The sequence below is a fragment of the Paenibacillus daejeonensis DSM 15491 genome, from assembly GCF_000378385.1.
In the GTDB taxonomy this organism is placed as follows: Bacteria; Bacillota; Bacilli; order Paenibacillales; family Paenibacillaceae; genus Paenibacillus_D; species Paenibacillus_D daejeonensis.
This window is the reverse complement of the sequence record NZ_KB899662.1, coordinates 188,399-212,203: the sequence shown is the minus strand read 5'-3', so window position 1 is coordinate 212,203 and position 23,805 is coordinate 188,399. Positions and strand designations below refer to the sequence as shown.

Here is a 23,805-nt window from a genome sequence, read left to right as displayed (position 1 = left end):
TTGTCCCCGGATTTCAACCGCTAGAGCGGTTAGTAAATCAAGAAATCTGGGGACAACAGCGATCGTAAGATCGATCCGTGACCGTAGGCCCCTTGTTGAGGACAGCCTGAGAATTTGGCGAAGTTTACTCTACAGGGCGGCCGAGCACAAACTTCTCGATCACATGTCGCACGCCTTCTTCATTGTTGGACAAGGTTACATAATCCGCAATTGCCTTGAGCGGTTCAACGGCATTGGCCATCGCTACGCCGAGGCCTGCGACCTCCAGCATCTCGTGGTCATTCCACGAATCACCAATTGCAATCACTTCATCCATGCTGCAGCCCACATGATGGGCGGCCATATACTGCAGCGCGTGCCCCTTTGTCCCTTCCTTGTGCATAATCTCCAGGTAGTGAGGCTTGGATTTGGTGATGTGTACCCGATCACCAATCAGCGGTGCCAGCTCCAGTGCGACCTGGTCCAACAGCTCGGGATCATCAATAATCAGCATCTTGTTCAGTGGCTTACGAGCAAGGCTCTCGAAGTCGGGTTCGACGACATAAGGAATATTGGACAGGCGAGAGTAACCTTGGGCCTTGTCGTTGTCTTCACGTACATAGAGTACATCATCTACATACAATTGCAAATGCAATCCCTTGCGGATGCAATAATCGAACAATTCCAATGCGGCATCCTCCGGCACATTACGCTCGTATAGCACTTCTTCGTCGATCAGTGTCTTCACAAGTGAACCTTGATACGTGATGATAGGCACGTTGAGATCAATTTGCTGGGCAATCTTGCGTGCGGAGGCATACATCCGTCCAGTAGCCAATGTCACTGTGGCCCCTTGGGCAGACGCTTCGATCAGGGCGGCACGCGTGCCTTCGCTGACCTGAATATCATCATTAAGAAGCGTGTCATCTACATCGATTGCAATCAGTTTATAAGTCATTGATTTCTCTCCTCTATCGTCTGTCAGCTAGAATGATTGTATCGAAAAAGCTATATTGGCACAAGGGATAGAAGCGCCGCTTGAAGCCTGTCTCCGAATGCGATACAGTGATAACAGCAAGCTTGAATGGAGGATAAGCAGATGAACCCACCTCAATCACCCAAGCGACGGCAACGGCGGGCTGCGCTCCTCGTTATTCTCTGTCTGATCACGATCAGCATTGGCTTTGGCGCAGGACGCTGGTCGATGACGACACAGTATCCGATGTTGAAGGAGCCGGTTTTCCGTAACCTCGACACAACCTATAAAGAGATTATGACCGATTATCTTGACGGTGCCGAAGCGAGCAGTCTGCTGCATGGCGCCGCCGAAGGGATGGTCGAATCCCTGAATGATCCTTATTCCAGTTACTATACCAAAGAGCAAGGGACAAGCTATTTGGAGCGCTACGAGAATTCATTCGTGGGAATTGGTCTGGAGTTAAGGAAGGAGGACGGGCACTTCCGGGTGGAGGCCGTTGTCGAAGGAGCGCCGGCCGATCAGGCCGGACTATTGAAGGATGATATTGTCACTGAAATCAATAACATGCCGTTAACGGGCAAAACCCTGCCGGAGATCATCCAGCTTACCCGTGGCGAGGTAGGCTCCGAGGTCACGCTGACGATCGAGCGCGAAGGGATGCAGGCGCCTTTTGAGCAGGTGCTGGTACGGGCTGCCGTTCCAGTTGTTACGGTAGAATATGAAATGCTGGAAGACGGCATCGGCAGCATCCAGATCATTCGTTTCTCCGAGGATACAGCAGCCGAATTTGATGAGGCCATCCGAGCGCTGGAGCAGCAAGGCATGCAAGCGTTGATGTTGGATCTGCGAATGAATCCCGGGGGGCTGCTGCGGCCGGCGATTGAGATTGCCAGTCGGATTGTACCCAAGGATGAAGTTATCGTTCAGGTCGTATACAAGGACGACAAGCATCATATTACCCACCGCTCCAAACAGGAAGAACCGTGGGAGCTCCCGATGGTTGTCCTTGTGGACGAGAATAGCGCCAGCTCGGCCGAGGTGCTGGCCGCGGCGCTCAAGGATTCTGCCGGCATCGAGATTGTTGGTGTCAAAACCTTTGGCAAAGGCATCGTTCAGACCTTCCAGCAGTTCGAAGATCATTCTGTGCTCAAGCTGACCGAAGCGCAGTGGCGCAGGGCAGACGGCAGCTGGATTCAAGACGAAGGGATCGAGCCGACGGTTGAGGTGCGAATGCCGGATTATGCGTCCCTCCCCTCGCTGCCGTCAGACATTGATATTTCTGTAGGCAGCTTTGGCCAGCATGTCAAGACTGCCGAGCAGCTGCTAGAGACACTTGGCTACCAGCCAGGTGAGCCTGAGGGCATTTTCGACGAGGAGACCAAAGCCGCTGTCCAGCGTTTCCAGCGGGATGAAGGTCTGCCGGTAGATGGTGTACTCAGCGGTAGGTCGTCCTACCGTCTCGTGGAACGGGTGCGCGACAAGGTCGTTCGCGAGGACCCGCAGCATCAGCGTGCAGTAGAACTCTTAACTGGATAGCAAAACCAGTTTAGCTGATATTGCACTGGACCGAAGTCTAGTTCTCGTTCAGACACAGGACGGTTTTATTTCCATTCTCCGCCCACTATCATTAATGGTAGGAAGACGCCGGACGTTTTTCCAATCTTAATGTACGGGTGGAGAATGAAGGATGAAGGAGAAAACCATCTATATCTTATTGTCGGACACGGGGACGCTGTTGACCCGTTTGATTCGGCTGTATACGCGAGCGGAGCTCAACCATGCCTCGATTGCATTTGATGACGATCTTCGCGAGGTATACAGCTTCGGGCGCAAGAGCCCGGGCAATCCGTTTATAGGGGGCTTCATCAAAGAGGATCTGGGCGGAGGTTTATTCCGCCACGCAACCTGTGCCGTCTATAGCTGCAAGGTCAGTCAGCGCAAGTATGAGCGGATCCGCAATTATGTACGCAGCTTCGAGCAGGATCCCGACCGCTACCGATACAATTTTCTTGGTCTGTTCGGCGTCATGTTTCATGTTCGGATCAAACGCCAGCATGCGTTTTTTTGTTCGCAATTCGTCGCTTCTGCCTTTGAGAAGAATGGGCTGAGTCTTGTTCCCAAATGCCCCTCTCTGACGACTCCGGCTGATCTGGAGCGTTCGCCATCGCTGGAGCTGATGTTCCGCGGCGAGCTGAGTCGTTTTGGCAGTCGGCAAGTTCCCCTTCATCGGTTATGATAGAGGAAACTATATGCTAATCAGGGGAGAGTGGCAGCTTGCAGGAAATCAGATGGGGAATTATCGGCTGTGGCAATGTGACAGAAGTAAAGAGCGGACCTGCCTTTCAAAAGGCGCAAGGCTCCAGGCTGACAGCGGTTATGAGGAGAGATGGTGCATTGGCTGAGGATTATGCCCGGCGGCATGGCGTAGAGCGGTGGTATTCCGATGCTGAGTCGCTCATTCATGATCCGGAGGTGGATGCGGTCTATATCGCGACTCCGCCTGCTCAGCACTTGCCCTACACGCTGCAGGTGGCCAAGGCGGGGAAGCCGGTGTATGTGGAGAAACCGATGGCGCTGCATGCCGGTGAGTGTACAGCGATGACGGAGGCCTGCCAGGAGGCGGGTGTTCCTTTGTTCGTAGCGTATTATCGCCGGGCACTACCTCGGTTTCTTAAGGTGAAGGAGCTGTTGGAGGAAGGGGCAATCGGACGGGTGCACGCGGTCAACACCAGACACTGGCGGCGGGCTTCGGAGCAGGAGCGACAAGGGGATCTGCCTTGGCGTCTGCAGCGGGAGGTAGCCGGGGGTGGTCACTTTGTGGATCTGGCCAGTCATACGCTTAATCTGATTGATTATCTGGTCGGACCGATTACAGCGGCCGAAGGACGCAGCTCCAACCGTGGCGGTTATTATGAAGTCGAGGATCTGGTCACCGGTTTCTATCAGACAGAAGATGGCATTCATGGCAGCGGGCAATGGGGGTACACGGTAGGTGTCGAAGAGGATATCAACGAGATTGTCGGCAGCGAGGGCAAGCTGGTGTTCTCCACCTTCGGAGAGCTCCCGGTCGTCCTGCACCGCGGCACGGAATTGCAGTCGTGGGAGATTGCCCATCCGGCGCATGTGCAGCAGCCCTTGATTCAGACCATCGTAGATGAGCTGCTCGGCCAGCGCGGCGCCTGTCCCAGTGATGCGGCTTCGGCCGTCCGGACGAGCCGAATCATGGATCAACTGCTGAAGCCGCTGCAGGGCTAACCAGAACTAGCGTCGCCCCGCAGGACGACGCAGCTGGCTGCAGCTTCTGACTAGGATTGGGAACGGAAAGGCGTCAGGAATGCTTTTGGAATCGGTGTTTCGAAACGCAGCAGCTCGCCACTGCGCGGATGACGGAATACCAGGATGCGGGCATGTAATCCCAAGCGGCCGATAATATTGCTGGTGGAGCCATATTTTTTGTCTCCAACAACGGGGTGACCGATCTCCTCCATATGCACGCGGATCTGATTCTTGCGTCCAGTTTCCAGGGTAACCTCCAGCAGGGAGTGAGTCCGACTGGTCTCCATTACCTTGTAATGGGTGATGGCATGCTGGCCGTCGCCTTGCCGCTCACTGGCATACATACGCAGCGTCTTGCTCTCCTTCAGCCACGATTCAATCCGGCCTGCAGCCCTGCGTACCCGTCCCTCTACCAGGGCTACATAAGAGCGCTCGACGACAGCCTCCTGCCACTCATTCTGCAACTGCTGCTGGATCTGCTCGCTGCGGGCAAACATCATGACGCCGGAGGTATCCCGGTCCAGGCGATGCACGATAAAAATCCGCTGGCGGGGATCCGTGCGGCGGACGTAAGCGGTCAGTTGCCGATAAGCGGTCAGCTGATCTTCTTTGTCCGTGGCGATCGACAGAAGCCCGGCATCCTTGTGGATGACGATGATATCCTCGTCCTCATGCAGAATGGACATTCCTGCCAGTGGAGCGGTCTCAGGCTCCCGTTCACCGACGGTGACGACCTGGCCCGGTTCCAGCGGATGATTATGGATGGAGACAATACGGCCATCGACAGCGACCTGCTTGCGCGTCAGCAAGGATTTGACACTGTTGCGGCTAAGCCGGGCATAGCGCTCGATCAGGAAAGGCAACAGCTCCATAGGCTCACGCACATCAAATGATTTGGTGCCGTGGCCGGCCGATGCGCCGGCTCTTTTTTGTGGGGGAGCCGATTTGGCCGGTTTGCGAAAAGAAGCTTGTTTCTTGGGTCGATTCATAACAAAATTCCGTCCTTTGTTTCATAGTTTCCCCCTACTATAGCATGAGTTGATTCGATAAAGCTATCCTGGCCCAGGCCGGAGAGAGGAGTGAAGTGCAAATGACACAAGAGCCGAATACGCCGGTCATCGAAGCCGTTGGACTGGTTAAGCGTTACGGTGCATTTACTGCGGTGAACGGGGTATCGCTTGAGGTTCGTCCAGGCGAAGTATTTGGTCTGCTGGGTCCCAATGGTGCTGGCAAGACAACGACGATGGAGATGCTAGAAGGGTTGAGGCTGCCGGATGAGGGGCATGCTCGCATTGCAGGCTATGACACCCGGACGCAGTTGAAGCGGGTGAAGGAGGTCATCGGCGTCCAGCTGCAATCGACATCGCTGTTCGATCTGTTGACTGTCCGTGAGATTACGGCGATGTACGCCAGCTTTTACCGGGTGCCGACCCTCCCCGTGGAGCCACTGCTCGAACGGGTATTGCTGCAGGAGAAGTTGAATGACCGCGTCAAGCATCTCTCCGGAGGCCAGAAGCAACGGCTGGCCATTGCCCTGGCCCTGGTCAATAATCCCAAGGTCGTGTTTCTGGACGAGCCGACGACAGGGCTTGATCCACAGGCTCGCCGCATGTTGTGGGACATTATCCTGGGCTTGCGCGATGAAGGGAAAACGATCGTACTCAGTACCCACTATATGGACGAAGCTGAGATTCTGGCCGACCGGATCTGTCTGATGGACAGCGGTCGTATCGTGGCGCTGGACACGCCAAGGCAGCTGATTGATCGGCTGGCATCGGGCAGTGCAATTGAATTTGAGCTGAACTCCTCAACGGATTCGTCAGCTGTGGACACAGAACCCGTCCTCAATCGGTTGCGTAAATTAGCGGGGGTTGCCCAGGCCGAGATTCGCAAGAATCGGGTCATCCTCTATACCGAGCATCTCCAAGCCTCTCTTACCGAGCTGGTTGGCATGGCTGAACGGGAGGCGCTGCCGCTTACCGGGCTGCAGACCCGGACGGCCTCGCTGGAGGATGTATTCATCCAGATGACTGGAAGGAGCCTGAGAGAAGCATGAATGCATACAAACAACTAACGCTTGCGCAGCTCAAGCTTTTTGCCCGCAACCGTCAAATGCTGTTCTGGAGTATCGCTTTTCCGATCTTTCTGATGGTCATGATGGGCTCATTTCTTGGTCAGGGCAATGGCATCTCGCTACAGGGCGTATTGGTTGATGAAGACGGGAGCCCAGCCGCAGCAACCGTGAAGGAACGGTTGCTGGCTACTGATGCGCTGATGCTGTCGGAAGCAGCGGACGCAGACGACGCGCTAACCCAGCTGAAATCTGGCGACACCTCCTTTGTCATTGTACTTCCTGCGGGCTTGGGAGCGGCGTTGGACGCTGGACCGTCTATCAGTCCAGTATCCGTACAACTCTATACAGATGAGACGCAGCTGACGGTGTCAGAGCTGGCCCGCACGACAATTACATACATTATCGATGAGGTGTCCAAGGCACGGACCGGATATGAGCCAATTCTAACGGTGACAAGCGAGGGCGTTCAATCGCTCGAGCTTTCCTATATCGATTTTCTGGTGCCAGGCATAGTGGCGATGATGATTATGACGACCAATCTGAATGGTGTTGCCGCTCAGATCTCCTCCTGGCGGGAGCGGGGCATCCTGCGCCGGATGCAGAGTACGCCGCTGCATGCCTCGTCCTTTATCGCTGCCCAGATTACGGCGCGGCTGCTGCTGAACGGACTACAGGCAGTAATCGTCGTTCTCATTGCCCAATTTATATTTGGGACGCAGGTGAACGGGTCATGGCTGCTCCTGCTGGCTTTTGTCATAGCGGGCACATTAGCCTTCATGTCCATCGGCTTCATCATCGCCGGCGTGGCCAAAACACCGGAGAGCGCGGGACCGATTTCGGGATTTGTCTCGTTCCCGCTGCTGTTTCTTGGGGGTGTTTTCTTCCCGATTCAGAATATGCCCGAATTCCTGCAACCCATCGTCAAACTGCTACCGATTGCCCACTTGTCGACGGCGCTGAGACAGATCATGAACGTCGGTGCTTCGTTGACGGATGTAGCGTTTGAAGCTGCTCTGCTCGGAGGTTGGCTGATCGTCGCTTTTATCGCGGCATCACTGACATTCAAGTGGGAATAACCCCTTAAATTTATGTGGACAAAAGTCGGGGGCCGATGGTAGGATATTAGTGTATGGAAGAAAAAGGAATGCACTGGAGGAAGCCTGTAAAACATGAAAACTTTAACCCGTCTCATCGCAACATCGGTGATCGCCGCGAGCGTCGCCATCCAACCGGTCTCCGGCTGGTCCTTGGAGCCCATTGCCGCTACGGCAGCCCAGGCCACAAGCGAGATCAAAGTCATCGTTGACGGTAAGGCGGTTTCCTTTAAACCAGCCCCTGTACAACAGAATGGGACCACCTTTGTACCCATGCGGCCGATCTTCGAAGCCTTGCAGGCGACAGTGAGCTGGGAGCAGCAAACGCAGACGATCTTCGCAACCAAAGGCGGTACGGCTATTTCGTTGAAAATTGGCGCCAAGCAGGCGACGATCAACGGCAAGGCACAGCAGCTGGACACGCCTCCCCAATTGATACAGGGGGCAACCATGGTACCACTAAGATTCATTGGTGAAGCGTTAGGGGCAGAAGTGGCATGGGAGAGTGCAACCCGCACGATTCGGATCCGTTCGGTGGAGCAGATTAGTCGTGATGAATACGACGCGCTTCCAGACTTCGACACCTATGAAACCTTCTCGTTCAGCGACATTGTCTATATGTATGATGACAGTATCGTCACCATCGAGACAGATCGCGGACAGGGAAGCGGCATGGTTGTGGGCGACCGCCACGTGCTGACCAACTATCACGTGATGACAGGCGCAACCAAAGGCACGGTTGAACTGACGAATGGCAAATCTCTTAAAATTAACGGCCTCTTGGCCTATGATGAAGATGCAGATCTGGCTGTCATTGAGACGGCTTCGTCCCTCGGGGTGCGTCCGGTCATTCTGGATACCGAGCAGCTCTTCTACAAGGGAGATCCGGTTCTCGCGATCGGCAGTCCGCAGGGCTTCCGCAATACGGTCTCCGAAGGAATCATCAGCAATGTGCACTATGAGGGCGGGGTATCTTACATTCAAACGACGGCAGCGATCGATTCCGGCAGCTCCGGCGGCGCCTTGTTTGATGAATACGGTACGGTGGTCGGTATTGTGACGGCGACGATTCCGGATACGACCGCTCACTTGAACCTGGCAGTATCCAGCGAGCATGCGCTGCCGCTGCTCGAACAAGCGAAAAGAAGCGGCACCCGCGCGGCATTCCTGCCTTCCCGATTGCCAGCTAGTTTGACCAATGCTTCGAATGCAGAGATTCTCAAACTTATGAAAGACGAGTTTTCTGTTCTGTGGACACCGGTTGGCGTGACCGAACTGACCGGCTGGCAAGTGAACCGGGACAGCAAAGGCTGGCTGGTCATTGAAGCCAACATCGATCCTGGTTTCTACACCGTTTTTGCTGACAAAATCGCTCAGGATATGCGGTATTGGGCGGTGGATGCCGGCTCCGAGCTGCAGCGCATGCTGCCTAATCAGCCGGTGGAGCTAATTGTTCATTATGAGCAGACATTCGGTTATGAACCACGCGGTTTCAAGGCTGAAGAAGTCACCAGCTTGGGCAACAACAAGTGGAAGGTCCGTTATCCAGTCATTCATTTTCAGACCCAAGACCGTGGACATATCAAGATTGGCCGGCACTAATTTTCGTTCATCCTTTAATAATGGTTTGAGTTGCGGAGCCTCGTCACAGACGGGGCTCTTCTTTTTTAAGGCAGGATTGGGTACAATGAGAGAAGCTACAATGCCATACCAAGAGGAGTACATCATGAACGTTGTATTATCTACATTGAACGCCAAATACATTCACACGTCCCTGGCGCTGCGCTGTCTGAAGGCCTATAGTGAACGGGATTTTGACATCGATATCGCGGAGTTTACGATCAAGGACCCGGCCATGAATATCGTTGCCGATCTGTACGCGCGCAATCCTGACGTCATCGGTTTCTCGGTGTATATCTGGAATATCGAGGAGACGATTACGGTCATTAATATGCTCCGCAAAATCAAACCCTCGCTGCAGATTGTGCTGGGCGGACCCGAGGTCAGTTACGATATGGGGTACTGGATGGACCGGTTGCCGGAAGTCGATTTTATTGTCGTGGGTGAAGGGGAGGAGACCTTTCATCATCTGCTGACTGAGATTGCAGGGGATCGCAAGTTTCATATGGTCTTTGGGCTGACTTACCGGAAAGAGAAGGCGGATGGCGAAATCGAGATTATTATGAATCCGCCCCGTCCCAAGCTTGATCTGGCTCAATTGCCAAGTCCGCACCGCTTTAACGAAGACATCCCTCATTTGCCCAATCGTGTCGTCTACTTCGAGACAAGCCGGGGGTGCCCGTTCAGCTGTCAATTCTGCCTCTCCAGTATTGAGGTGGGCGTGCGCTATTTTGATATTGAGCGGACCAAGGCGGATCTGCTGTACTTAATTGAATCGGGCGCCAAGCTGATTAAATTCGTTGATCGGACGTTCAATATCAAGCGAGATTATGCGCTGGAAATGTTCAAGTTTCTGATCGAGAACCATCAGGGTACCGTGTTCCAGTTCGAGATTACGGCCGACATCATGCGGCCGGAGGTGCTGGATTATCTGGCCGAGCATGCGCCGCCAGGCATCTTCCGATTTGAAATCGGCGTACAGTCCACTAACGACCTGACCAACCTGGCTGTTCAGCGCCGCCAGAATTTTACCAAGCTGACGCGTACGGTTACCAAGGTCAAGGAAAGCGGCAAGATCGACCAGCATCTCGATTTGATAGCTGGCTTGCCGCATGAGGATTATGACAGCTTCCGCAAAACGTTTAACGATGTGTTTGCCTTGCGTCCCGAGGAGCTGCAGCTCGGTTTTCTCAAAATGCTGCGCGGTACCGGGATGCGATTGGATGCGGACAAGCATGGCTATGTGTTCATGGACCGCGCTCCTTATGAAATTCTGGGCAATGATCTGCTGCCATTCGGTGATATTGTTCGAATCAAGCGAGTGGAGGATGTGCTGGAGAAGTACTGGAACGCCCATCGGTTGGACCATACGCTCCTGTATCTTGTAGAACGTATCTATGATTCGCCATTCGACTTCTTCCAGCAGTTCGGTGACTATTGGGAAGCTCGCGGCTGGCAGAAGATCGGTCATCAGCTGGAGGATTTGTTCTCCCGGCTCTGGTCCTTCCTGGAGGAGCAGGCCAAGGCCGACTCCGGCAGGACAGCGCTCGATCTTCCCGTCATTCTCGGTTTGATGAAGCTGGATTACTTCCTGAATCACAAATATAAGCCCCGCAAAGTATGGTGGGGGCATGATATGGACAAAGCCGCGTGGCAGGGCTGGATGAGCCGTCTGGCTGCTCAACCCTCGGCCGTATCGTCTGACTTTGAATCACTGGGCATGGGTGAGAAGGAACTGCAGAAGCATGCGGTGATCGAGCGGATTCCTTTTGATCTGCAGAGCTATGTAGAAGAAGGGGTGCTGCGCAAGGATCGGGAAACGTTGCTGATTGTGCTGTATATGCCCGATGCGGCAGGACAGCAGCGGGCGACCCCTTACTATCTCCAACTGGAGGAACATGCAGCAATCGGCTAACGAGGAAGGAAAGACAGAAGAGGGAAGGGACCCGGGTTGGGTCCCTTCCCTCTTCTTAATTGCATTTGTCAGTTAAGGCAGCTCGCTGCGGATGACGGTCAGTTGTCCATCAAGCACATATTGACCAAGCGTAGCAGGGAGCAAGAAGCATTCTCCGGCCTTTACGTCCTGGCTGCCGCCTTCCCACTCCAGGGAACCGCTACCTTCGGCAATCACCAGGATTACAAAGCTGTCAGAAGGCACACGGAGGCTTGTTGAACCGGCGATGATGCCCTTCTCGACGATGAAATAAGGGGAACGGGCGATTTCCAGCCACTCTCCGGCCTGCACCCCATCCGTTGTTGTGCGGGTTGCTCCTGCGCCTTCGTAGGCGGTCACATTGAGGGAATCCTCAACATGGAGCTCGCGCAGCTTGCCATCGAGTCCTGGGCGGTCATAATCATAGACCCGGTAGGTCGTATCTGAGTTTTGCTGAATCTCTGCGACAACGATTCCTGCACACAAGGCATGTACGGTACCGGCAGGAATGTAGAAGGCGTCACCCGCCTTGACAGGAACCTCCTGCAGGCAGTCCATTACGCGGTTCTCCTTCAGTGCCTGTTCCAGCTGAGCGCGGTCCACGCCTTCCTGGAGACCATAGATGATCTTTGCGCCAGGCTTGGCATCAAGAATGTACCACATCTCGGTTTTTCCCAGCTCTCCCGGAGGCAGCTTGGCGTAATCATCGGTCGGGTGAACCTGAATGGACAGATCATCATTGCAGTCTAGGAGCTTAATGAGCAGAGGGAAGCGGGTGCCTGCTTTGTAGCCTTTGCTTCCGAACCACTCGGCACCGTATTGTTCACGGATCTCGTCGAGGCCCAGTCCGGCAAGCTCGCCATTGATGGCTTTGGTGGTGCCATTAGGGTGATCTCCGATCATCCAGCCTTCGCCGATATTGCCCTCGGGCACATCGAGGCCGAAGCGGCTAAGCGCCTGGCCGCCCCAGATGCGTTCTTTCATCTCGGGCTTAAATTGAATCGGATAGGGTTTGATAGTCATGGTCATCTCTCCTCTGTATGTATAGATAGCTATGGAACGTCTAACTCACTTGAACTAAGGCATTGAGGGTTGTCGGCGGGTCTCAAGAGCGATTAAATACGGGGCCGAGGGCTTCTGCGTCATCCGGTAGTACACGCACTGGCAACGTGCTGCAGGCTGGGCAGCAGCCCAGGCCGCAACGGCGTCCGCTTCCTCGGCGCCGCCGGGATGGCCAGGATAAACAACGGCAGTCATGATTCCGCCCGGCCGCAGCAGCGCAAGGCCAGCTTCCAGAGCCGTGAGCGTGGAGGACGGATTCGTAATGATACGCTGATCCGCATCAGGGTCCGGCAGATACCCCAGGTTGAACATAATGGCCGAAACACGGCCATGCCGTCGTTCGGGTATGCATTCACGCATCTCGGCATGACTCTGCGCGATTAGCGCGATCTCAGGCTTGTCCACTGCCGCTTCGCCGGCAAAGCGGGCATCCAGTCTGGCAGCGGTGCGAGCCAGTGCCAGCGGCTGAATATCAAACGCATAGACACTGCCGCGCGCGCCCACGCTCTCGGCCAGAAACAGGGTATCCACGCCTGTACCGGCCGTAGCATCGATTGCGGCATCGCCTGGGGAGAGACGCTGGCTGACCCAGGTCTTGGCCATGCCCAGTACAGAAGGAAAGCCCATTAGCGTCCCCTCCAATACTTGCCTTGCCAGGTGTCCCGGCGCTTCAGTTCCGCGTCAAAGCCGTTCAATACGTCCCATTTATTCAAGCTCCACATCGGACCGATCAACAGATCGCGTGGCGCGTCCCCGGTCAATCGGTGGACAATCATCGACGGTGGCAGAATTTCCAGGGTGTCGACCACAAGCTGGATATATTCGTCCCGCTCCAGAAAGCGTAAAAGCCCGGCATTGTATTGCTTGACCATCGGCGTTTTGCGCATCAGGTGCAATAAATGAATTTTGATGCCCTGGACATCCATTTCCGCAACGGCTCTGCCGGTCTCCATCATCATCTCATGCGTTTCCTGGGGCAGCCCATAAATAATATGTGTGCACACACGAATACCATGCGCTCGCAGCCGTGCAACCGCATCGAGATAGCAGGCCGTATCGTGAGCCCGGTTAATTAAATTGGAGGTCGATTCATGGACCGTCTGCAGTCCGAGCTCGACCCAAAGATACGTACGCTTATTGAGCTCGGCCAGGTACTCTATGACGTCATCAGGCAGACAATCCGGGCGAGTGGCAATCGATAATCCGACCACGCCGGGTTCCGCAAGAATGACTTCGTAATAGTCGCGGAGTACCTCGACTGGTGCGTAAGTGTTGGTATACGCCTGAAAATAACCAATATATCGGGCATCCGGCCATTTGAGATGCTGACGGTCACGGATCTGGTTAAATTGCGTGACTAGGTCATCCCGACGGCTGCCAGCAAAATCGCCTGAGCCTCTAGCGCTGCAGAATGTGCAGCCCCCGGCAGCGATTGAGCCGTCCCGGTTGGGGCAGGTGAAGCCGGCGTCGAGCGTGACTTTGAATACTTTACCGCCGAACTGCTCTCTCATTTCATAATTCCAGGTGTGGAATCGCTTGTCTTGCCAGAGGTGCGGTTCGCCGGCGGATTGGATCATGGTGGACATCGTGGACAAACCCTTTCTGCAGCCCCGGCAATAGCAGGGGGTCACTCTAACACTTGCTTCTATTGTACCTGAAAAAATCCCCGTAGGCCACTTGCTGCGCCGTGAAGAAAATTTGAATTTAGGCTTGCAACACCTCACATGATGTGTTATATTAAAAGTGTGCTAAATCAAGGTTTTTCACAACTTCTACTGCCACGCCACTCGTCATAGCAGGATGAATTTTTGGCTATACTGTTATTACTAAAACGTGAGGTGATGAGGAATGAACACATCGGTAAAAATTCCCCAAGGCGATGAGAAGGTTACAGTTGAGCTTACTGTCAAGGAATTGATGGCGCTTACAGGCGCGAGATTCCATGGGAACCATACGCTGGAAATTGGAGCGCGCAAGAAGTTGAAAACGGTCCTCGCGGACACGTACAACATCGAAAGCTCCAAAAAAGACCCCATTGACTATCAACTGCTTAACTAACAACGTCCCAACTTGTCAGCAGCCTGTGGATCACTGATCCCGAGGCTGCTTTTATTTTTGCCTGCAGATGTCTTTACTTCTTTCCGCCGCATCTGGCACAATAAGACGACAACCCACGTTATGGAGGAACTGAGCATGCGTTTGCGAGGAAGAAAAGGAATACGTGAAAATCTGGAAGCCCAGCCCGAGCTTGTCGTCCTGGAGGCACAGAGCTATAAAGGACGCTGGCGGGAGTTTTTTGGCAATGATAACCCGATCTACATCGAGCTTGGGATGGGGAAAGGGCGCTTCATCAGTCAGATGAGCGGGCTAAATCCGCAATATAATTATATCGGCGTTGATATGTATGATGAGCTTTTGCGCCGTGCAAGCGAGAAGGCACGTGCTGTCTGGGAGGAAAAAGGCGAGGAAACGCCGCCCAATCTCGCTCTGCTGCGTGCCAATATTGAGGAGATCGAAACGATGTTCGAGCCTGGAGAAGTGCAGCGAATTTATCTTAACTTCAGCGATCCGTGGCCCAAAAGCAAACATGCCCGCCGCAGGCTGACACATCCGCGTTTCTTGGCGAAGTATGCCGCTTTGCTGAACGAGCATGGGGAAATTCACTTTAAGACGGACTCGCGTTCCCTCTTCGAGTTCTCGCTGAACAGCTTCTCCGAATCGGAGCTGCTCATGCGGAATATCTCGCTGGACCTGCACAAGGATGGAATCCGTGAGGATCTGGTGCTGACAGAATATGAAAGCAAGTTCATCGAGAAGGGACAACCGATCTATCGGCTCGAATCACTTGTCGGCAGCACTGCGCTGAAGTCCTACCGGGCCGAGCGCGACGCTGCGGCTCAGGAGAAGGCCGGCCAGAAAGAAACGACCAGCAAGGCGGTTACTGAGCCTAGTGCAGCACCCGCAGCAACGTCCGAAGGATAATGAAGACCCAGGTACATGCGTGACCATGCCACCGAGAGGCCGATAATCATAGCTGGAGCCACAATCAGCAGCGATGTCTCCGGATGGACAAAGAGCCAAGGGACAAGCCAGGCGCAGACGGCTGTTGTATGGCCCGACGGAAAAGAAGGGTCCATCAATGTCCGCTTGCCGATATTGACATTCTTCAAGGCTTGGTACGGGCGTAGTCGCTTGAACTTGCGCTTAACGATGGCCACCGGCAGGTGACTGAGCGCGACGGCGGCTAGCGCCTGCCAGCCGGCGGTGCTCCAGGGGGCGCTGGCGAATAATCCGATGAGCAGCGATGCCGTCAAGGTAAAGGTGGCTCCGCCCAAATGGGTGATGGAGCCCAGCCATCCACTGAGGAGACGATTCAACAGTAAGTTGATCGGTCTGCGATTTGCCATCAGCAGCATGCGTCGCTCTGCTGAGATCAGCCAGTTTGTTACCCGCTGCATAGGGGTTCCTCCCGTGTTTTTTTTCATGGTCACCTCCAGTGTAGCGGTCGATTGTTCTCGTCATGTCAACGGTATAATAACGTAATTTAATGACAGATAAAAGTTTTTTTTCATTTTCTGTGCCCTTTAACGGCTAGCACTCCTTTATGGAGTCTGGCCGTTTTTTGCGTTTTCTTCCATCTTGCGTCCTCAGCTCGTGGCTCATTGCTTGGTACTTATTGTTATCATAACACACCCTTTGCAAGCAGCAGAGTTTTAAGAATCACAAAGTATGGCTATAGCTGTAGAAAGGAATCGAGAAAATACATAGGAAAATGGGAGTTCGGGAAAAATGATGACACGTCTACAAGCAGATAGAGAAAAGGCTGAGATGAGATACGTACAGAGAGAACTTGAAAAAAAGGGGTCTTAAGGGGGCACAACCATAATGGTCGACGGGTTTATTGTTGGCATGCAGATTTTATTGGCTTTTGTAGGAGTGTATCAGTTTCTGATATCGGTTTTTGGTCTGACGCGCAAACATAAGGAACAGAGGGTTGCACCGCGCAAATCCTTTGCCATACTTGTCGCCGCGCACAATGAAGAACAAGTCGTTGGAGCACTGATCGACAATTTGAAACATTTGAATTATCCAAAAGAGCTCTATGATATTTTTGTGATCTGCGACAATTGCACCGACGGGACAGCGGACGTTGTGCGGAGCCACGGTGTTCGTGCTTGCATCCGTACCCACCCAAGCCTGCGCGGCAAAGGCTACGCCATTGAATGGATGTTAAGTGAGCTGTGGAAGATGCCGAGAGTTTACGATGCAGTTGTCATGTTCGATGCCGATAATCTCGTGGATACTGACTTCCTGCAGCATATGAATGCGGATCTGTGCGAGGGCAAGCAAGTCATTCAAGGCTATCTGGATACCAAAAACCCCAAGGACTCTTGGGTTACCGCTGCGTATGGGATCACCTACTGGTACTGCAATCGGCTGTGGCAGCTCTCCCGCCGCAATCTCGGCATGGCCAACTTTCTCGGAGGTACGGGGATGTGCTTCGAGTCACGCCTGCTCAGAGAAATGGGATGGGGGGCAACCAGCCTGGTCGAGGATCTGGAATTCACCATGCGTTGCATCCAGCGGGGGATCCATCCTGTCCTGAATTATGAGGCCAAGGTATTCGATGAGAAGCCTATTACGTTTAGAGCATCAGCGAGACAACGCCTGCGGTGGATGCAAGGGCATTTTCATGTGGCCCGGCGGTTTTTCTTTCCTTTGCTGTGGCAGAGCATTCGAGAAAGAAACTTCGTCAAGTTTGATGCGGCGCTCTACTCTGCCAGCGTGTACAATGTCTTGCTCGGCTTCTTGCTGACTTCCCTGTTATGGGGAGATTACATTTTGCCGGCCAAGAATGCGTTTGTTTCCATGTATGAGTATTTGCCGGCTTGGGTGGTTATCGCGGCCATGGGGATGGCCGTCATTCAGTTTCCGGCGGCGCTGCTGCTGGAGCGGGTGAGGTCGTGGAAAATGTACATGCACCTGTTGACGCTGCCATTCTTTTTGCTCTCCTGGCTGCCGATTACCTGCTATGCTTTTTTCACTCAGAACAACAAGCAGTGGAGCCACACCCAGCATACTAGAGTAATTCGGCTCGAGGATGTACAAAGCAAGCAAGCGGGCTGACAAATCTTGTTGACACTGCCTGTGCAGCGTGATATAGTATTCAAGTGGCTTATGTCATACCCTTTGAAGAAGAAGCGCCCGCTTCTCACCTGACCAACGCTGGTTGGCTGGTTATGCGAAGAATCACAACCGTGCCGGCACGTTGCTTACAAGCAACGAGCGCCTGCTGAGGAATGGTTATGGAGTGCGGGCCCGTGGGGGCCCGCATTTTTTGTTTTAACTCGTCGGTAAAGTTGTAGAAGACTATGGAGGTGGAAGGTTATTAGCAGAGAACATCAGATCAATGACGAAATCCGGGCAAGAGAAGTACGCCTGGTAGGTGCAGAAGGTGAACAAATCGGCATCAAGCCGTTTCGTGAAGCGCTCCAAATGGCCATAGATCTTAACTTGGATCTGGTTAACGTCGCTCCTACAGCGAAGCCCCCCGTATGTCGGATTATGGACTACGGCAAGTTCCGCTACGAGCAGCAGAAGAAAGAAAAAGAAGCGCGTAAAAATCAGAAGACCGTCGATCTGAAAGAGGTTTGGTTCCGGGTCAATATCGAGGATAATGACTACCAAACCAAAATGCGCAATGTTGTCAAATTCCTGAAGGAAGGCGACAAAGTGAAATGCTCGGTCCGTTTCCGCGGTCGTGAGATCACCCATGCGTCGATCGGACAGCGAATTCTGGACAATCTGGCGAAGGAAGTCGCGGAACTATGTGTTGTGGAACGCATGCCCAAGCTTGAGGGACGCAGCATGATTATGATTCTTGCGCCAAAAACCAATACCTAACCGAAACCCAAGGAGGACCACAACATGCCTAAGATGAAAACGCACAGCAGTTTGAAAGACCGTTTCAAAATTACCGGCACCGGTAAAGTAAAACGGTACAAAGCTTACAAGAACCACTTGCTCTCCCACAAATCCGGTCGTCAGAAGCGCGTCCTGTCGGGACAACCACTGATGGCAGCTGGTGACGTAAAACGTCTGCAACGCGGCTTGGACAACCTGAAGTAATCTGTACTAGATATCAAATGAACAATCAATAGATTGAACGAATAAGTATACAACTGGAGGGCTAATTCATGGCAAGAGTGAAAGGCGGCTTTGTCCGCACGCGTCGTCGGAAAAGAATTCTGAAGCTGGCAAAAGGTTATTTCGGTTCGAAACACAGACTGTTTAAATCGGCAAAAGAGCAAGTAATGAACTCCCTGCTCTATGCATACCGTGACCGTCGCCAGAAAAAACGTGACTTCCGCAAACTGTGGATTACACGGATCAATGCTGCAGCTCGTCAAAACGGCTTGTCCTACAGCAAGTTCATGTACGGCCTGAAGCTGGCTGGCGTAGAAGTGAACCGCAAAATGCTGGCTGACCTGGCAGTGAACGACATCGGTGCGTTCAACTCGCTGGCTGGCGTAGCCAAAGACAAACTCAACGCATCCGCGTAAGGAGTTTAATGAAGCCTCGGCCCTTTTGGGTTCGGGGCTTTTTTTATTGTTTTATGGATGAAGAGGACTAATTAGCGGGATGCTTGCTCTAACGGACACCAGGACCGTTATTTCACTCCAAATCGATGGTTTAAAATTGTAACGGCCATATAAGCGCCTATTTGCCTTCTTGGTGCCTAATTTCGTGCGATTTCACTGAAATAGCTGCGCTGGTGGCCGTTAGATTACCGAACCAAGCAAAAAGGATGGAATAAGTGCGCTGGTGGCCGTTAGAGCAGAACTGATTTTGTATTAGTCGGTTCAAGGTAACGTTTGCTCAGAATTCGAAGGAGTGAAACTGGCATCGCCGTCAAAGGACGGCTATGCAGTTTCACCTTGGCCATTCTGTTGGCCCAAAATTAGCCGATAGTAGACAAGGGTACACGCTAGCGCCCCGGCTCCTGAATACACTGTGTCATCACGGAGGAGGAGGGATAGTATGCGCAACGTATCCCGGCAAGAGGCCCGCAAGCTGGTCGGCAAGGCCATCTACGCGGTTCGCAAGGACGGAACGAGAGTAACGGGACGACTGGTGAAAATCAGTGGCGAACGACTCATTTTGCGTCCCTTGAACAAAGGGAAAAAAGTAAGCACCAAAGCGATTCTGCCGCTGGTCTTATTCGACCTTCTGGCGATCGGCACTCTGCCGTACGCAGGCGGCTTCGGCGGTGGCTTCGGAGGCGGTTTTGGCCCCGGCCCGTACGGAGGCGGCGGATTTGGACCATACGGTGGTGGTTACGGCGGCAACTGCTGCAACCAAGGCCCTTATTTCTATTAAAAGGTAGACGGGTGGGGCACAGGAGAATCCTGTGCCCCACCTGTTTGGTTAGAGAGCTAGGCGCTTGTACAGCTCGTAACAGCGAAAGGTAGGAAGGTAACGAACCTGCTGGTAGCCCAGACGGGTATAAAAGTGCCGGGCACGGTAATTGTCATCATCCACGAACAAGCGGGCATCCTTGCAGCCAAGGGACAAGCCGTGAGCTTCCGCACGCTGCATCAGCTGCTTGCCCAGGCTGCGGCCCTGCTGCTGCGGATGTACGGCAAGCATATCAATGTACAATTGATCCGGAGAAGCGATGAAATGGACAAACCCTAGCACTGAGCCAGACCGGGTGCGCGAGGCAACCAGCGTTTCGCCCTTTCTGAGGCGCTTGGGCAGTTCTCTCAATACTTGCGGATCGCCTTCCCGAACCGTGTGGGATCTGGGAATCAGCTCCGTACGAATAAGACGCAGGATTTCTTGGGTATCCAGGCGGGGGTTGCGCCTGCGGATGATGGTCATCGAATAGACGCGCTCCTTCTCCGTTTCCGGTAGTGTTCCGCCGCGGCGGTTATACTATCTTATGAAGGAGGACAGGTAAGCGTACAATGGGCGCAACTTTTTGGGTAAGCCGTCGATCCTGGTCTTGACTAATCGACATGCAATGCATATAATTAAACCTAACATATCATACGCAATCGGCAATGATGAGGACGAAGTGTTAAGGGCTCTTTTGTATCAGAGAGCGGACGGAATAGCTGAGACCGTCGCCAGAATCCCTTTTCTACGAGCTCACCTCGGAGCTGTTTTCCTGAAAAGCCTGTTTGGACTATTAGGGAGAATCGCAAGGCACGCGTTACAGTGCCGCAGGTAGGCACAGACCCTGAGTCTGTCTTACTTCATGAGGTTGTATGTCGCGAGACGTATGACAAATTCGGGTGGTACCACGGAAGCTAAACCTTTCGTCCCTCAACACATGCACATGTGTTAGGGAGGAAAGGTTTTTTTGATTTTCGGGAACTCACCCACTCAAAACCTGGAGAAGGAGGATGACTATGAACGCACAAAGTGCAGCGCTAAAGTCAAAGGAAGAAATAATGGATAAGCTGGTGAAGCAAGAGGTCATCAGCGGCTCAGAAATATTGCTTCGCAGCTTGGTTCTGGAGGGTGCGGAATGTGTCTTCGGTTACCCTGGCGGTGCTGTCTTGTACATTTATGATGCGATGCACGGCTATGCCGATTTTAATCATTTGCTCACACGTCATGAGCAAGGCGCCATCCATGCGGCTGACGGTTATGCGCGGGCAAGCGGGAAAGTCGGTGTATGTATCGCCACCTCGGGTCCGGGAGCAACCAATCTGGTGACGGGGATTGCGACAGCGTATATGGATTCCGTGCCGCTTGTTGTGATTACAGGCAACGTAGCTACGACGGCAATCGGAACCGATGCGTTCCAAGAAGCCGACATCACGGGTATTACGATGCCGATTACGAAGCACAGCTATCTCGTGCGCAACGTCGAAGACTTGCCGCGTGTTATACATGAGGCGTTCTACATCGCCAATACCGGGCGCAAAGGTCCGGTGCTTATCGATATTCCGAAGGATGTATCGGCACAGACTGCATTATTCCAGCCCGTGAATGAGGTTAGTATTCGGGGCTACAACCCTACGGTTCATCCGAATAAGCTGCAGGTCGACAAGATGCTGAAGGCCATCACCGAAGCTGAGCGTCCGGTAATTCTGGCAGGCGGGGGCGTTGTGTACTCGGGCGGCCATGAAGAGCTTCTGGAGTTCGTAACCAAGACCCAGATCCCGGTAACAACTACGCTGCTGGGCCTGGGCGCTTATCCGAGCGGCGAAGACCTCTGGATGGGAATGCCGGGGATGCACGGCACCTACACCGCCAACACAGCCATCCAGTCGGCGGATCTGCTGATCAACATCGGGGCTCGCTTCGATGACCGGGTAACGATGAAGCTGCAAGGCTTCGCGCCACAAGCGCGGATCGTTCACATCGACATCGACCCGGCCGAGATCGGCAAGAACGTACCGACAGAGATTCCAATCGTCGGCGACATCAAGACGGTGCTGCAGTTGGCCAACCGCGACGCCCAGCCAGCTACGCGGGCTGATGCCTGGCGCCGCCAGATCCAAGAGTGGAAGCAGTCCAAGCCGCTCAAATACATTGATTCGGATACGGTGCTCAAGCCACAGTGGGTCATCGAGATGATTCATGACACGACCAAGGGGGAAGCGATCGTCACGACAGACGTCGGCCAGCATCAGATGTGGGCTGCCCAGTACTATCGCTTCAACCAGCCACGCTCCTGGATCACCTCCGGTGGACTCGGAACGATGGGCTTCGGCTTTCCTTCGGCGATTGGCGCCCAAATGGCCTGTCCGGACCGGGTGGTCGTCTCGATCAACGGCGACGGCGGCATGCAGATGTGTGCCCAGGAACTGGCCATCTGCGCGATCAACAATATTCCGGTCAAGGTAGCCATCATTAACAACCAGGTGCTTGGCATGGTACGGCAGTGGCAGGAGATCATCTATGACAACCGCTACAGCCACATTGACCTTGCTGGCAGCCCGGACTTCGTCAAGCTGGCTGAGGCTTATGGCGTCAAGGGCTTCCGTGCCTCCGGCAAGGAAGATGCCCGGGCGGTATGGGAAGAAGCGCTCCGTCATCCAGGACCGGCCGTCGTCGAGTTCGTCGTACGGAAGGACGAGAACGTGTACCCGATGGTCACCCAGGGCAACACGATTGATGCGATGATAATGGGGGATTCGGAATGAAGAAATTTACCATAGCCGTATTGGTTAACAATCAGCCTGGCGTGCTGCAACGGGTCTCCGGCCTGTTCGGCCGCCGAGGCTTCAATATCGAGAGTATCACGGTTGGTACTTCGGAGGAGCCGGGGCTCTCGCGGATGGTCATCGTCACCAGCGGTGATGACCGGACGCTGGAGCAAGTATCCAAGCAATTGTACAAGCTTATTGATGTCATCAAGGTTGTCGATCTGAGTGCGAACCCAATGGTCGGACGGGAATTGGCACTAATCAAGGTTAGTGCGGAACCTTCCACCAGACCTGAGATTCTTGGCGTCGTTGACACCTTCCGGGCAGCGGTAGTCGACATCGGCACCCATACATTGATGGTACAGGTCGTCGGTGATTCCGAGAAAATCGACGCAATGGTCGAGCTTCTCAAGCCATACGGCATCCGGGAGCTCTCCCGGACTGGCGTGACGGCGATGATGCGAGGCAACGCGCGCTAAGCGCGTTGCTGCAATGCTGGCAGATTAGTACACACCCATATTATTGAACGGGAGCTTGAGCGGGCGAGGTGTCCCTGGACTCGCCCCTTCGAGCACCCGTTCAATAGGGTTCAAATTAAAGGAGGCATTCATTCTCATGGCAGTTAAAATGTTCTACGAAAAAGATGCGGACCAAAATGTCCTGCAAGGCAAAACAATCGCAGTTATCGGTTATGGCAGCCAAGGTCACGCACAAGCACAAAACCTGCGTGACAGCGGTCTGAAAGTCGTTATCGGTCTGCGTGCAGGCAAATCCGCTGAAAAAGCAAAAAATGACGGCTTTGAAGTTCTTTCTGTAGCTGAAGCTGTTAAAGTGGCTGATGTGGTCCAAATCCTGATGCCGGATGAGACCCAAGCTCGCGTATATAACGAAGAAATCAAACCAAACCTGAAAAAAGGCGCGGCTCTGATGTTCTCGCACGGATTCAACGTTCATTTCGGACAAATCGTACCTGACAAGGATACTGACGTGCTCCTCGTAGCTCCTAAATCCCCTGGTCACATGGTACGTCGTACGTATGTTGAAGGCTTCGGCGTTCCTGGTCTGATCGCAATCGAGCAGGATGCTACAGGCAACGCGCAAGCTATCGGCCTGGCTTATGCCAAAGGCATCGGCTGTACCCGCGCTGGCGTCATCGAGACTTCCTTCCGCGAAGAGACTGAAACCGATCTGTTCGGTGAGCAAGCTGTTCTGTGCGGCGGTACAAGCGCATTGGTAAAAGCAGGCTTCGAAACTTTGGTTGAAGCAGGATACGCGCCAGAAATGGCATACTTCGAGTGCTTGCATGAGCTGAAACTGATCGTTGACCTGATGTATGAGGGCGGCCTGTCCACCATGCGCGACTCCATCAGTAACACAGCTGAGTATGGCGACTATGTAACTGGACCTCGTGTTGTTACAGAAGAAACCAAAAAAGAAATGAAGCGCGTACTGGAAGACATCCAAGCTGGACGTTTTGCACGTGACTTCATCCTTGAGAACCAATCCAATGGTGCTACACTGACTGCAACTCGTCGTCGTGAAGCCGAGCATCCAATCGAGCAAGTGGGCAGCCAATTGCGTGAACTGATGCACTGGATCAAGAAGTAAGAAGTAGTTGTAAC

24 protein-coding genes are annotated in these 23,805 nt (G+C 53.5%); 17 read left to right on the top strand and 7 right to left on the bottom strand.

The genetic code is table 11. The annotated features are described in order from the left end of the window. Positions 1–124: 124 nt before the first annotated feature. A complete protein-coding gene (locus F556_RS0114400; RefSeq protein ID WP_020617675.1) occupies positions 125–937 on the bottom strand; it encodes a Cof-type HAD-IIB family hydrolase in 813 nt (270 codons plus the stop codon). 141 nt (positions 938–1,078) lie between these two features. On the opposite strand from F556_RS0114400, the gene F556_RS0114395 reads away from it, so the two are divergent. The 3 genes from F556_RS0114395 (at position 1,079) to F556_RS0114385 (ending at position 4,213) form a co-directional block, all read left to right on the top strand. Then, positions 1,079–2,494, top strand: coding sequence for a S41 family peptidase (locus F556_RS0114395; protein WP_020617674.1), 1,416 nt, complete (start codon positions 1,079–1,081; stop codon positions 2,492–2,494). 151 nt (positions 2,495–2,645) lie between these two features. After that, positions 2,646–3,194: a C40 family peptidase gene (locus F556_RS0114390; RefSeq protein WP_020617673.1), complete on the top strand. Its 549-nt coding sequence runs from the start codon at positions 2,646–2,648 to the stop codon at positions 3,192–3,194. A gap of 38 nt (positions 3,195–3,232) precedes the next feature. Then, on the top strand, positions 3,233–4,213 hold the full coding sequence (locus tag F556_RS0114385) for a Gfo/Idh/MocA family protein (RefSeq protein WP_020617672.1): 981 nt from the start codon (positions 3,233–3,235) through the stop codon (positions 4,211–4,213). 50 nt (positions 4,214–4,263) lie between these two features. Here F556_RS0114385 and F556_RS0114380 read toward each other — a convergent pair whose 3' ends face one another. Further along, positions 4,264–5,223 (bottom strand): RluA family pseudouridine synthase, encoded by a 960-nt coding sequence (locus tag F556_RS0114380; RefSeq protein WP_020617671.1) that lies wholly within the window; start codon positions 5,221–5,223, stop codon positions 4,264–4,266. A gap of 101 nt (positions 5,224–5,324) precedes the next feature. Here F556_RS0114380 and F556_RS0114375 point away from each other — a divergent pair, with 101 nt between their 5' ends. The 4 genes from F556_RS0114375 (at position 5,325) to F556_RS0114360 (ending at position 10,937) form a co-directional block, all read left to right on the top strand. Then, positions 5,325–6,290, top strand: a complete 966-nt coding sequence (locus F556_RS0114375; protein ID WP_020617670.1) for an ABC transporter ATP-binding protein — start codon at positions 5,325–5,327, stop codon at positions 6,288–6,290. Further along, positions 6,287–7,384, top strand: coding sequence for an ABC transporter permease (locus tag F556_RS0114370; RefSeq protein ID WP_020617669.1), 1,098 nt, complete (start codon positions 6,287–6,289; stop codon positions 7,382–7,384). Before F556_RS0114375 ends, F556_RS0114370 begins: the two co-directional genes overlap by 4 nt. 93 nt (positions 7,385–7,477) lie before the next feature. Then, positions 7,478–9,004: a stalk domain-containing protein gene (locus F556_RS36300; RefSeq protein WP_020617668.1), complete on the top strand. Its 1,527-nt coding sequence runs from the start codon at positions 7,478–7,480 to the stop codon at positions 9,002–9,004. Between the two features lie 124 nt (positions 9,005–9,128). Continuing rightward, complete coding sequence (locus F556_RS0114360; protein ID WP_020617667.1) at positions 9,129–10,937, top strand: B12-binding domain-containing radical SAM protein; 1,809 nt, start codon at positions 9,129–9,131, stop codon at positions 10,935–10,937. A gap of 72 nt (positions 10,938–11,009) precedes the next feature. Here F556_RS0114360 and F556_RS0114355 read toward each other — a convergent pair whose 3' ends face one another. Genes F556_RS0114355 through mnmL form a run of 3 tightly spaced genes read right to left on the bottom strand, consistent with a single transcriptional unit; the run spans position 11,010 to position 13,603 of the window. Next, positions 11,010–11,978, bottom strand: coding sequence for a type I phosphomannose isomerase catalytic subunit (locus F556_RS0114355; protein WP_020617666.1), 969 nt, complete (start codon positions 11,976–11,978; stop codon positions 11,010–11,012). A 54-nt stretch (positions 11,979–12,032) separates the two neighbouring features. Further along, complete coding sequence (gene mnmM / locus F556_RS0114350) at positions 12,033–12,644, bottom strand: tRNA 5-(aminomethyl)-2-thiouridylate-methyltransferase MnmM (protein ID WP_020617665.1); 612 nt, start codon at positions 12,642–12,644, stop codon at positions 12,033–12,035. After that, a complete protein-coding gene (gene mnmL / locus F556_RS0114345) occupies positions 12,644–13,603 on the bottom strand; it encodes a tRNA modification radical SAM protein MnmL/YtqA (protein ID WP_020617664.1) in 960 nt (319 codons plus the stop codon). The genes mnmM and mnmL overlap by 1 nt, the downstream gene beginning before the upstream one ends. A 262-nt stretch (positions 13,604–13,865) precedes the next feature. Between mnmL and F556_RS0114340 the strand changes: the two genes are divergently transcribed. Next, the gene (locus F556_RS0114340) at positions 13,866–14,075 is read left to right on the top strand and encodes a hypothetical protein (protein WP_020617663.1); all 210 of its coding nucleotides are present in this window, start codon (positions 13,866–13,868) and stop codon (positions 14,073–14,075) included. A 135-nt stretch (positions 14,076–14,210) separates the two neighbouring features. Next, positions 14,211–14,999, top strand: coding sequence for a tRNA (guanosine(46)-N7)-methyltransferase TrmB (gene trmB / locus F556_RS0114335; protein ID WP_020617662.1), 789 nt, complete (start codon positions 14,211–14,213; stop codon positions 14,997–14,999). On the opposite strand, the gene F556_RS0114330 is transcribed toward trmB, so the two are convergent. Then, positions 14,915–15,475 carry a phosphatase PAP2 family protein gene (locus tag F556_RS0114330; RefSeq protein ID WP_020617661.1) on the bottom strand — a complete coding sequence of 187 codons (561 nt, stop codon included), beginning with the start codon at positions 15,473–15,475 and terminating at the stop codon, positions 14,915–14,917. The two genes, trmB and F556_RS0114330, sit on opposite strands and share 85 nt — an antisense overlap. A 427-nt stretch (positions 15,476–15,902) precedes the next feature. Between F556_RS0114330 and F556_RS0114325 the strand changes: the two genes are divergently transcribed. The 5 genes from F556_RS0114325 (at position 15,903) to F556_RS0114305 (ending at position 19,397) form a co-directional block, all read left to right on the top strand. After that, complete coding sequence (locus F556_RS0114325; protein WP_020617660.1) at positions 15,903–17,144, top strand: glycosyltransferase family 2 protein; 1,242 nt, start codon at positions 15,903–15,905, stop codon at positions 17,142–17,144. Between the two features lie 279 nt (positions 17,145–17,423). Further along, positions 17,424–17,921, top strand: a complete 498-nt coding sequence (infC, locus tag F556_RS0114320) for a translation initiation factor IF-3 (RefSeq protein ID WP_040716578.1) — start codon at positions 17,424–17,426, stop codon at positions 17,919–17,921. A gap of 24 nt (positions 17,922–17,945) precedes the next feature. Continuing rightward, positions 17,946–18,146: a 50S ribosomal protein L35 gene (gene rpmI / locus F556_RS0114315; protein WP_020617658.1), complete on the top strand. Its 201-nt coding sequence runs from the start codon at positions 17,946–17,948 to the stop codon at positions 18,144–18,146. Between the two features lie 68 nt (positions 18,147–18,214). Next, positions 18,215–18,580, top strand: a complete 366-nt coding sequence (gene rplT / locus F556_RS0114310) for a 50S ribosomal protein L20 (protein WP_020617657.1) — start codon at positions 18,215–18,217, stop codon at positions 18,578–18,580. Between the two features lie 478 nt (positions 18,581–19,058). Further along, positions 19,059–19,397 (top strand): hypothetical protein, encoded by a 339-nt coding sequence (locus F556_RS0114305; RefSeq protein ID WP_020617656.1) that lies wholly within the window; start codon positions 19,059–19,061, stop codon positions 19,395–19,397. Positions 19,398–19,445: 48 nt separating this feature from the next. On the opposite strand, the gene F556_RS0114300 is transcribed toward F556_RS0114305, so the two are convergent. Further along, entirely contained in the window at positions 19,446–19,901 is a 456-nt protein-coding gene (locus F556_RS0114300; protein WP_020617655.1) for a GNAT family N-acetyltransferase, read from the bottom strand. A 533-nt stretch (positions 19,902–20,434) separates the two neighbouring features. Here F556_RS0114300 and ilvB point away from each other — a divergent pair. The 3 genes from ilvB to ilvC all read left to right on the top strand — a co-directional run bounded on the left by ilvB (position 20,435) and on the right by ilvC (position 23,791). Beyond that, complete coding sequence (gene ilvB / locus F556_RS0114290; RefSeq protein ID WP_020617653.1) at positions 20,435–22,180, top strand: biosynthetic-type acetolactate synthase large subunit; 1,746 nt, start codon at positions 20,435–20,437, stop codon at positions 22,178–22,180. Beyond that, positions 22,177–22,662: an acetolactate synthase small subunit gene (gene ilvN / locus F556_RS0114285; protein ID WP_020617652.1), complete on the top strand. Its 486-nt coding sequence runs from the start codon at positions 22,177–22,179 to the stop codon at positions 22,660–22,662. The genes ilvB and ilvN overlap by 4 nt, the downstream gene beginning before the upstream one ends. A 136-nt stretch (positions 22,663–22,798) precedes the next feature. Then, positions 22,799–23,791, top strand: coding sequence for a ketol-acid reductoisomerase (gene ilvC / locus F556_RS0114280; protein WP_020617651.1), 993 nt, complete (start codon positions 22,799–22,801; stop codon positions 23,789–23,791). The last annotated feature ends 14 nt before the right edge of the window (positions 23,792–23,805 follow it).